The following is a 10,902-nucleotide window of genomic DNA, read 5'->3' on the forward strand; positions in this document are numbered from 1 at the left end:
AAATCGAATTGACATGTCCGAATGTGTGTAATAGACTCAAATTGTGCAGAAAACGCTTTCATTGTTCATTTAACTCGTTTTAATTGTCTTTCTTATAGCGTTGTGTGGGCTTCGCTATAAAAAACATTGTTTTTACTTAAATAAATATGTACGTACATCTTAATTCCGCTTTGACACTGAAAACTAAATCAATGGAGGAATTCACAATGAACATTAAATCAAAGAAAATGTTTGCGCTAACCATGACTGCCTTGATGACTACATCGATAGCATTAGCTGGTTGTTCGGGAGATGGCAAAAGTGCTGACGGGAAAGTCGAACTCACATTCATGTTTCGCGGGAATCCTGAAGAATTAAAAGCGTACAAAGCAACAGTAAAACGATTTGAAGAAGCCAATAAAGACGTTAAAGTGACAATGGTACAAACAGCTCCAGATCAATATGATACGAAATTAAAATCTGCAATTGCAGGACGGAAAGTGCCAGATGTCTTCTTTTACAATCCGGCTCAAGTCAAAGCTTACGTGAACTCAGGTGTACTACTAGATATTACAAAGAACGTCGAAGGATCGAAAGACATTCAGTTAGAAGACATCTGGAAAAAAGGGGTCGATAAGTACCGCTATGATGGAAAGGTACTTGGTAAAGGGGCTATATATGGTTTACCCAAAGATTTAGGACCATTTGCGCTTGGCTATAATAAAACGATGTTCGAGAAAGCGAAGGTACCGCTTCCGGATAAGGACAAACCGTACACATGGGACGAATTCATTCAAGTAGCTAAAAAGTTAACGAAAGATACGAATGGCGATGGAAAAATGGATCAGTACGGTACAGGATTTAATGTGAACTGGGCATTGCAACCGTTCGTTTGGAGCAACGGAGCAGATTGGATCAACGAAGAGGGAACGAAAGTAACGATTGACGATCCAAAATTCATCGAAGCTCTCCAATTTTTCGTAGACCAGCAACTAAAGCATAAAATCACTCCATCAATCGGAGAATCACAAACACTCGATACCTATCAACGCTGGATGAAAGGACAACTTGCGTTTTTCCCTGTTGGTCCTTGGGATATGGCAGCTTTTAAAGATCAATTGAAGTTTGAGTATGACCTTCTTCCGTGGCCAGCGGGATCAACAGGTAAACCAGCAGGGTGGGTCGGCTCACTCGGGATTGGTGTAGGATCAACGACGCAACATCAAAAAGAAGCAACAGAACTAGCCATGTACTTATCTGCTAACCAAGAAGGGCAACAAGCTTTAGTGGATGCGCAAGTTCAATTACCAAACAGCATGGAAATCGCAAAAACTTGGGTGGAGGACACATCAATCAAGCCTGCCAACAAACAGGAATTCCTTGATTTGATTAATGATTATGGACGTGGTCTCCCGGCAGAAAAAACGTATACTGCTGAATGGTATGACGAGTTCTTCAAAAACATCCAGCCTGTACTCGATGGAAAAACATCAGTTGAAGACTATGTAAAAAAAGAGCAACCGAAAATGCAAAAGTTGCTAGATGATGCCATCGCACAAGAGAAACAGGCGAACTAACTAGAGATGATGATTTAGGTGGCGTAAGTCGCCACCTGAATCTCTAGCGTAGAAAGGATGGAAGACAATGAAGACAAAACCGATTCCCAAGTTATATCGTACGGAACAACGGTATGCCTATCTATTCGTTGCGGCTCCGGTGATTGGGTTCTTTCTATTTGCGTTAATTCCGTTAATGTATTCCTTCTATGGTGCATTCACGAACTGGAACGGACTCGGACAAATGAAGTTCATCGGACTAGAAAATTTTATTAATGTGTTTCAAGATGAGTATTTTTATAAAGCCATGTACAACACGCTGTTCATGATGATCGGAATTCCAATTGGCATCGTATTAGCACTTCTCCTTGCCCTCGCGTTGAATCGAGGGATTTTTGGTACTAATACGTTCCGCGTCATCTATTACATTCCCGTTATCTCTTCCATCGCGGCTGTCTCGATTTTGTGGCAGTGGGCATATAACGGTGATTATGGTTTGGTGAATCAGTTCTTGGACTTGATTGGTATTGATGGTCCGAACTGGCTCCAAAATGCCAATACCGTTAAGCCGGCATTGATCGTCATGGCGATTTGGAAAGGTCTTGGCTATACGATGCTCTTGTATTTGGCAGCCTTGCAGAGTGTACCGCGTTCGTATTATGAAGCAGCAAAATTAGATGGTGCGAATGCCTGGCACTGCTTTTGGTATATTACGCTCCCAATGGTTAAACCGGTCACCTTCTTCATCATCGTGACAAATATTATTGGTGGGGCGCAAATCTTTACGGAAATCAACGTCATGACGCCGACAGGGGGACCGGAATATTCCTCTGCTTCTGCCGTCTTCTACATTTGGCAAAAGTCCTTCGGAAACTTCCAGTTGGGCTATGCTTCAGCGATGGCACTCGTTCTCGGTCTTTTCATTTTCATCGTTACCTTGTTCCAATTCCGTATGAACGAAAAATCATCATTTGACTTGGATTGAGACATTCATACCTTAGAAAGGAGAATGACCATGCAGTTAGCCCTTACCCGTAAAAAAGAAAAAGTAGAGACGATGTCCGTGAAGAAAAAAGATCGAATTACTGATATATTCGTCTTCATCTTTCTGACGATGGGTGCAATCGTCATGATCGCACCATTATTGTGGATGGTATCGACCTCTCTGAAGTCAAAAGATGAAGTGTTTTCCCTTCCACCGGTTTGGATTCCCACAGACATATCGTTCAATAAGTATATGGAGATTTGGAATATGGGTCCGCTGTTGTCTGGTATATCGAACAGTCTGATCGTCGCCCTATCTGTCACGATCGTTGGAACGTTCACCTCGAGTCTTGCGGCATTCGCGTTCGCTAAGTTGAATTTCAGAGGAAAAAATAAAATCTTTCTACTTTTGTTCGCATCTGTCATGATTCCGTATCCTGTCCTAATGATTCCGCAGTTTATGATGTTCTCGGAAATCGGGTGGGTCGATACCCTTCTTCCGTTGATCGTACCTGGTTTGTTCGGGAATATCTTCATGATTTTCTTCTTACGCCAATTCTTGAACAGTATTCCGAATTCTATCATCGAAGCGGCTAAAATTGACGGTTGTTCCTATTTTCAAATCTTTTATAAAATCGTCTTTCCATTGATCAAGCCCGCTGTAGCTGCACAATTGATTTTATGGTTCATGGCGATTTGGAACGATTATCTCGGTCCGATTCTTTATCTCAATTCTCCCGAAAAACAAACCCTGCAATTGGTCATCGCCAACTTTAATGCATCCTATGCTATTCAAAGTGATTATCCGTTAATCATGGCCGCGTCTGTTGTCGCCTTATTACCAATGCTGATCGTCTTCATGATCTTTCAAAAACAAATCATCGAATCGATTGCCATTTCTGGCGTTAAAGGTTGAGCTGTAACGAAAAGATGAAACACCCGTCTTAAGTAAAGGCGGGTGTTTGTGATTAAAGGAGGAAAAAAACAATATGAAAAAAATGATGATGGGGATCATTGTCTTATTCATTGCAGGGTGCTCTTTTTTTTGGTGGTCTACGAATGCGTCTCTCGAAGATTTGGAATTACCGAAAGCGCCATTCGATAAGGAAGTCGCAGACGTACAACCTGATATTTTGAATCAGGAAAAGAAATGGACTACAAACTTTGCGCATGACGGAGCGATCATAAAAGAAGGTGATACCTATTATGTGTTTTCGACAGATTATATGGTAGGAGGTCCACCGACACCGGGCATCCAGATTCGAAAATCAAAAGATCTCATTAACTGGCAATTTACAGGACGTGTATTTGACGAAGTCTCTCAAGAAGCATTCAAATGGACAGGAGGAAATACGTTTTGGGCCCCTTCTATTACGAAGATCAAGGATACATTCTACCTCTACTATTCTGTCTCAAAAGTCGGGAGTCGTACCTCGTATATTGGAATGGCGAGCGCTTCAAATATTGAGGGTCCATGGCACGATCAGGGAGTCGTCATCGCCTCAAAAGAAGGAGATGGAAAATCAGTCAACGCGATTGATCCTCATGTGCTCCAAGATAAAACGGGGAAATGGTGGATGACGTATGGTTCCTATTTTGGCGGTATCTTCTTGACGGAAATCAATCCGAATACAGGAAAGCTGATGAAAAAGTCATCAGAAGGGGAGTTACTGGCTAAGCGAAAAGATATGACGATGGGAATTGAAGGCCCAGAAATTCTTTTCAACGCAAAGACAGGTTACTACTACTTGATGGTTTCATACGGTTGGCTAGAAGATTCGTATAATGTAAGGATTGGGCGCTCGAAATCAATCAATGGACCTTACGTTGATTCACGTGGTCGTGATCTACGTGATACTTCAAATGAATCATTTGATACGGGTGTAAAAATTGTTGGCTCCTACCGTTTTGAAGGAGACGAGGGTTATGTGGGGACTGGTCATTCTGCATTTTTACAGGATGGAAAAGATACCTTTATTATTCATCAAGCTCGACCAAGCGAAGATATCTACTGGTCGCAATTGCAGGTGAGGAAAGTGTATTGGACAAAAGATGGATGGCCAGTGGTTTCGCCCGAACGATACGCAGGTGAAAAGAAAATCAATGTTCAAAAAGAGCAGATCGTTGGAGAATGGGAGATCATTACTTTCCCGCGCTTTGATGACGGTCAGCAACAATCAAGAAAGCTGAAGTTGCAAAAGGATGGCAGTCTTTTTGGTAAGAAGGGTTCATGGCAACTGAAGGGGAACATTCTTGAGCTGCGTGTGGGGCAGGAAACATCCGATTTACAAGTCGGTGCAGCATGGGATTGGGAAAATTGGAAATCAACGATCATCATGACGGGTCTTAGTAAGGATGGAACAGCAGTTTGGGCAAAAAGACGTTGAACCCATCATTTGTACGGACAAATGAATGTATTAAAGAAGGTTGATCATCTGATAGATAGAAAAAAACGTCAAAAAATGCGTATTTTTCTGAAAAATGATTGCATATTCCTAAATAATTGATACAATCATAATGTAAGTTATACGTACAAATTTATTGTTTATTTAAATTTTCTGCATGGATTTTGATTATTTGTCCGGATGAAAACAAGAGAGTGCCCACACACTTTATTTTTTCTTCTGAAATGTAAGCGCATTCTTTTTGGGAGTAGGGTGATGAAATGTCGAAATATACAATCGGAATAGATTATGGCACGCAATCAGGTAGAGCCGTCTTGATTGACGTCGAAACAGGTCACGAAGTGGCGACTGCAGTCAAACCATACACACATGGAGTGATGGATCAATTTTTACCTGATGGAAAAACACGGCTTGAACATGACTGGGCACTCCAACATCCGCGTGATTATTTAGAGGTCCTGGAAATGACGATCCCGGCAGTTGTCAAAGAGGCAGGTATCACGAAAGAACAAGTCATCGGGCTCGGCATCGATTTTACAGCTTGTACGATTCTACCGATCGATGCCGATTTAAATCCGTTGTGCTTCCATGAAGAGTATCAACATAATCCGCATAGCTATGTGAAGTTGTGGAAGCATCATGCAGCTCAAGACGAGGCAGACGCTTTGAACCGTATTGCGACTGAATGCGAGGAACCTTTTTTAAAGCGTTACGGCGGGAAAATCTCATCCGAATGGATGATTCCAAAAGTCTGGCAAATTCTAAACGAAGCACCCTCCATTTACGAGGCTGCTCACGAAATTTTAGAGGCGACGGATTGGGTCGTTTCTCAATTGACTGGAAAAGTGGTACGCAATAGTTGTACGGCTGGCTATAAAGCGATCTGGCACAAACAGGAAGGCTATCCTTCAAATGAGTTTTTTAAAGCGTTAGATCCACGACTTGAGAACGTAGTTGAAGAGAAGCTTTCCAATGACATCGCACCAATCGGGGCCAAAGCAGGAGAATTAACGATATCCTTTGCAGAACGAATCGGTCTCCTTCCGGGAACTGCCGTTGCAGTAGGAAATGTTGATGCGCATGTTGCAGTACCTGCCGTTGGAATCACGGAACCCGGTAAGTTGTTGATGGTGATGGGAACGTCTACTTGTCATATCCTGCTTGGTGAAGAGGAGCAGGTCGTACCCGGTATGTGCGGGATCGTCGAAGACGGAGTCTTACCAGGGTATATGGGGTACGAAGCTGGTCAGTCCTGTGTCGGAGATCATTTCGAATGGTTCATCGAAAACTGTGTACCAAGTGACTATTTGCAAGAAGCAACTCTTCAAGGAGTTAGTACGCATCAATTATTAACCGATAAGGCAACGATGCAACGCGTCGGTGAACATGGATTGATCGCCCTTGATTGGTGGAACGGAAATCGTTCTACACTAGTGGATACAAATCTGACGGGTGTACTTCTAGGTGCAACATTACTGACAAAACCAGAAGATATCTACCGCGCATTGATTGAAGCGACGGCCTATGGCACGCGAACGATTGTCGAAGCGTTCCGCACAAGCGGTGTTCCCGTCCACGAAGTATACGCTGCAGGAGGAATTGCGGAGAAGAATGCCTTGATGATGCAGATTTATGCTGACGTTCTAAACATGGAAATCAAGATTTCAGCCTCTTCTCAAACCCCCGCTTTAGGATCTGCCATGTTCGGTGCCGTAGCCGCAGGAGCAGAACGAGGCGGTTATGCCACCATCACGGAAGCAGCGACGAAGATGGGACGTGTAAAAGAAAAAACATATCTTCCGATTCCAGAAAACGTTGAAGTGTATGAGGCGCTGTTCGCTGAGTATACGAAACTATACGATTATTTCGGTCGTGGAGAAAACGATGTGATGAAGCGATTAAAGAAAATCAAAGCTGAAGCGTCGCGTCAGAAGGGAGAACCTGTATGGTGAGTCGTCAATTAAAAGAAGAAGTGCTTGAAGCGAACCTAGCATTGCCAAAACATGACTTAGTCACCTTTACGTGGGGAAACGTCAGTGGGATTGATCGAAATGCGGGTTTAGTCGTTATCAAACCGAGTGGTGTCCCCTATGACGCTTTGACGATAGAGGATTTAGTCGTAGTCGATTTAGAAGGCAATGTTGTCGAGGGTGATCTACGTCCATCTTCTGATACGCCAACACATTTGGCTTTGTATCGTGCTCTGCCTGAGATCGGAGGCATTGTCCATACGCATTCCCCTTGGGCGACAAGCTGGGCGCAAGCAAAACGAGCAATTCCTGCATTCGGAACGACACATGCCGACTACTTTTATGGAGAAATTCCGTGTACACGTGAACTATCTGATGAAGAGATCGAGACGGCGTACGAGCTAGAAACCGGAAACGTCATCATTGAGACGTTGAACGAACTACACTTGGAAGCTGTTGCTGTACCAGGTGTGCTGGTCGCAAATCATGCACCTTTTTGTTGGGGGAAGCATGCGGATGAAGCCGTGCATAATGCAGTCGTACTTGAGGAAGTAGCCAAGATGGGTATTCATGCCTTGAATCTGAATCCAGGATTAGCACCCATCAAACAAAGCATCTTAGATAAACACTACTTGCGCAAACACGGAGCAAACGCCTACTACGGTCAGAAATGATAGGTGCACATAGCTAGATGAGGGGGATTTTAAATGTTGACAGCAAACACACACGAATTTTGGTTAGTGACAGGAAGCCAGATGCTCTACGGTGAGGAGGTAATTCGTCAAGTCGAAACACATTCAAAAGAGATGGTCTCAGGATTAGATGCAGCGGACGTCTTCCGGGATCGAATTGTTTACAAGGGAGTCGTCAAAAATGCAGAAGAAATTCGGCAGATGATGTTGCGGGCGAATGCTGATGATGCCTGTGCCGGTGTGATCACATGGATGCATACCTTCTCACCATCGAAAATGTGGATTAGTGGGATGCGTGTCTTACAAAAACCATTGCTCCATTTTGGGACACAGTTCAATCGTGACATCCCGTGGGATGCGATCGATATGGATTTCATGAACCTCAATCAGTCGGCGCATGGTGATCGTGAACATGGTTTTATCACAAGTCGAATGAACGTGAAGCGAAAAGTGCTCGTCGGTCATTGGGAAGATGAACTCACACGTCAAAAGATGTCATCTTGGATGAATGTAGCGCATGCGTTAGCGGAAAGTAAGAACTTAAAAGTCGCGCGATTCGGTGACAACATGCGGAATGTAGCAGTGACAGAAGGTGACAAAGTCGAAGCGCAGATTCAACTGGGCTGGACGGTTGATGGGTATGGTGTCGGCGATCTCGTCACCTACATGAATGCGGTATCGGAGTCAGATTTAGATGACTTGATGGAAGAATATCGCACGCGGTATGAAGTGACGAATACTGGAATGGAAGAAGAAGCATTCCAGGAATCGGTTCGCTATCAAGGTCGCATCGAACTCGGCATGAAGGCTTTTCTTGAAGCTGGTGGATACACTGCCTTCACGACAACCTTCGAAGACCTACATGGCATCAAGCAACTACCTGGGCTAGCCGTTCAACGATTGATGGAGCAAGGGTACGGGTTTGCTGGAGAAGGAGACTGGAAAACCGCAGCGCTTGTTCGTCTTATGAAAATCATGGCGAGCAACGAACGGACATCTTTCATGGAAGATTATACTTATCACTTTGAACCAGGCAACGAAATGGTCTTAGGGGCGCATATGCTCGAAATCTGTCCGACCATTGCGGTCGATAAGCCTAGAATCGAGGTACATCCTCTCGGAATCGGAGATCGTGAAGCGCCAGCGCGGATGGTATTCGAAGGACAGAATGGCAAGGCATTGAACGCTAGTCTGATTGATTTAGGACATCGCTTCCGTCTCTTGGTAAACACAGTCGAGGGCATCCAACCGGATGAAGCAATGCCGAATCTTCCTGTGGCACGTGTTCTATGGAAAACAGAACCATCGATGGCTCAAGCTGTCGAAAACTGGATCCAAGCCGGGGGAGCGCACCATACTTGTTATTCCTATGAAGTGACAACTGAACAACTACGCGACTTCGCAGAACTTCTGAACATTGAAATTGCTGTCATCGATAAAGAAACGGAGACGGTTCGATTTAATAACGAGTTACGTTGGAATGAACTGTACTATCGACCATAATTTATAGGGACCTTCCTAGGTCCCTTTTCTTGGAGGAGATACTATGAATAACCAACTCGTCACATCAACACTAAATACAAAAGAAGCTGCAACACAACTAATCGTCAATGTAGATTTACCAAAAGGTAAAATCAGTAAGCATATCTATGGGCACTTTGCGGAACACCTTGGACGTTGTATTTATGAAGGGCTTTGGGTTGGTCCAGAATCATCCATACCGAATACAGATGGCATTCGGAACGATGTATTGACAGCATTGAAGAAATTGAACATTCCGGTTTTACGATGGCCGGGTGGATGCTTTGCAGACGAGTATCATTGGAAAGATGGTATTGGACCAAATGAAAACCGAAAGCGGATGGTCAATACACATTGGGGTGGCGTCGTCGAAAACAATCATTTCGGAACCCATGAATTTATGCGCCTTTGTGAATTACTAGAGTGTGAGCCTTATATTTGTGGAAACGTTGGAAGTGGGACCGTCCAAGAAATGTCTGAATGGGTCGAATATATGACGTTCAATGGAGAATCACCGATGGCGAACTGGCGTCAGGAGAATGGCCGTACAGAGCCGTGGTCGCTTACGTATTTCGGTGTTGGTAACGAGAACTGGGGTTGCGGAGGGAATATGCGTCCGGAGTATTACGCCGATCTATATCGTCGCTATCAGACATATGTCCGAAATTATGATGGCAATCAACTCTATAAGATTGCTGGTGGTGCAAACATTGATGATTACAAATGGACTGAAGTTCTCATGCGTGAAGCGGGTACGATGATGGATGGTCTTAGTCTGCACTATTATACGATTCCGGGCGATTTTTGGTTAGGTAAGGGATCAGCGTTAGATTTTACGGAAGATGAATGGTTCATCACCCTAAAACGTGCTTATTACATGGATGAACTGATCACAAAGCATGGGCAAATCATGGACCAGTATGATCCAGAAAAGCGCGTCGGTCTCATTGTTGATGAATGGGGAACGTGGTTCGACGTTGAACCTGGAACAAATCCAGGCTTCTTGTATCAACAAAACTCAATCCGAGATGCACTTGTCGCAGCGATTCACTTCAATATCTTCCATAAGCATAATGACCGCGTTCACATGGCGAACATCGCACAAATGGTCAATGTGCTTCAAGCAATGATCTTAACGGAGGGTGACCAGTTCATTCTTACGCCAACGTACCATGTCTTTGAGATGTATCGCGTTCACCAAGATGCTGAACGAGTCGAGCTAGCAGCCATCACGCGTGACTATGTAGCTAAAGAAGAATCGATTCCTTCTGTGAACGCGACAGCTTCTCGCGATGCTGATGGTGTATTGCACATTAGCCTCTGCCAGCTTGATCATCAAAATAGCGATAAAGTAGAAATTGATTTGCGGGGAATGGGGACGATTTCTAACGTATCGGCACGTATTTTAACAGCAGATCATCTCAATGCCCATAACACGTTTGAACAACCAGATGTGGTTGCGCCGCGTGATCATGAGGTCCAGGTGACAGAAGACGGAAAGCTCATCATGGATGTTCCGGCGATGAGCGTCATCACAGTGGCGGTTCACTGAGATGAAAGTCATCGAGACAAGACGGTGTCGTACTTGTCCACCGACAAAAGTAGACACTGATTGGTTATTAACCATCGACGCGGAAGTCATGCCGCAAGTCACGGACGCTGAGTATCAGGAACGTCTTCGTCAATGTGCAGTCTGTCCGTTTTATCAGGACGATACCTGTTTGAAGTGCGGGTGCTATGTCTCTTACCGGGCACGCCTTGCAACAAAGCATTGTCCGGTGAAGGTTTGGTGAAA

Annotated in this window: 9 protein-coding genes; all 9 read left to right on the forward strand. The window is 44.2% G+C overall.

The genetic code is table 11. From position 1 onward, the window contains the following. Positions 1–212 precede the first annotated feature (212 nt). The 9 genes from ACY2IG_RS07450 to ACY2IG_RS07490 all read left to right on the forward strand — a co-directional run bounded on the left by ACY2IG_RS07450 (position 213) and on the right by ACY2IG_RS07490 (position 10,900). A complete protein-coding gene (locus ACY2IG_RS07450; protein ID WP_156358989.1) occupies positions 213–1,556 on the forward strand; it encodes an ABC transporter substrate-binding protein in 1,344 nt (447 codons plus the stop codon). Positions 1,557–1,623: 67 nt separating this feature from the next. Beyond that, positions 1,624–2,520, forward strand: coding sequence for a carbohydrate ABC transporter permease (locus ACY2IG_RS07455; RefSeq protein ID WP_035408306.1), 897 nt, complete (start codon positions 1,624–1,626; stop codon positions 2,518–2,520). 72 nt (positions 2,521–2,592) lie between these two features. Then, positions 2,593–3,435 carry a carbohydrate ABC transporter permease gene (locus ACY2IG_RS07460; protein ID WP_082478680.1) on the forward strand — a complete coding sequence of 281 codons (843 nt, stop codon included), beginning with the start codon at positions 2,593–2,595 and terminating at the stop codon, positions 3,433–3,435. Between the two features lie 73 nt (positions 3,436–3,508). After that, positions 3,509–4,906, forward strand: a complete 1,398-nt coding sequence (locus tag ACY2IG_RS07465; RefSeq protein WP_462618634.1) for a family 43 glycosylhydrolase — start codon at positions 3,509–3,511, stop codon at positions 4,904–4,906. A 278-nt stretch (positions 4,907–5,184) separates the two neighbouring features. Continuing rightward, positions 5,185–6,876, forward strand: a complete 1,692-nt coding sequence (araB, locus tag ACY2IG_RS07470; RefSeq protein ID WP_462618635.1) for a ribulokinase — start codon at positions 5,185–5,187, stop codon at positions 6,874–6,876. Further along, positions 6,870–7,568: an L-ribulose-5-phosphate 4-epimerase gene (gene araD / locus ACY2IG_RS07475; RefSeq protein WP_035408302.1), complete on the forward strand. Its 699-nt coding sequence runs from the start codon at positions 6,870–6,872 to the stop codon at positions 7,566–7,568. The genes araB and araD overlap by 7 nt, the downstream gene beginning before the upstream one ends. 33 nt (positions 7,569–7,601) lie before the next feature. Continuing rightward, on the forward strand, positions 7,602–9,089 hold the full coding sequence (gene araA, locus ACY2IG_RS07480; RefSeq protein ID WP_462618636.1) for an L-arabinose isomerase: 1,488 nt from the start codon (positions 7,602–7,604) through the stop codon (positions 9,087–9,089). A 43-nt stretch (positions 9,090–9,132) separates the two neighbouring features. Beyond that, positions 9,133–10,659 (forward strand): alpha-N-arabinofuranosidase, encoded by a 1,527-nt coding sequence (locus tag ACY2IG_RS07485; RefSeq protein WP_462618637.1) that lies wholly within the window; start codon positions 9,133–9,135, stop codon positions 10,657–10,659. Between the two features lie 88 nt (positions 10,660–10,747). After that, complete coding sequence (locus tag ACY2IG_RS07490; RefSeq protein ID WP_414651176.1) at positions 10,748–10,900, forward strand: DUF6171 family protein; 153 nt, start codon at positions 10,748–10,750, stop codon at positions 10,898–10,900. Positions 10,901–10,902: the final 2 nt, after the last annotated feature.

Source organism: Exiguobacterium sp. EF_C8, assembly GCF_054956715.1.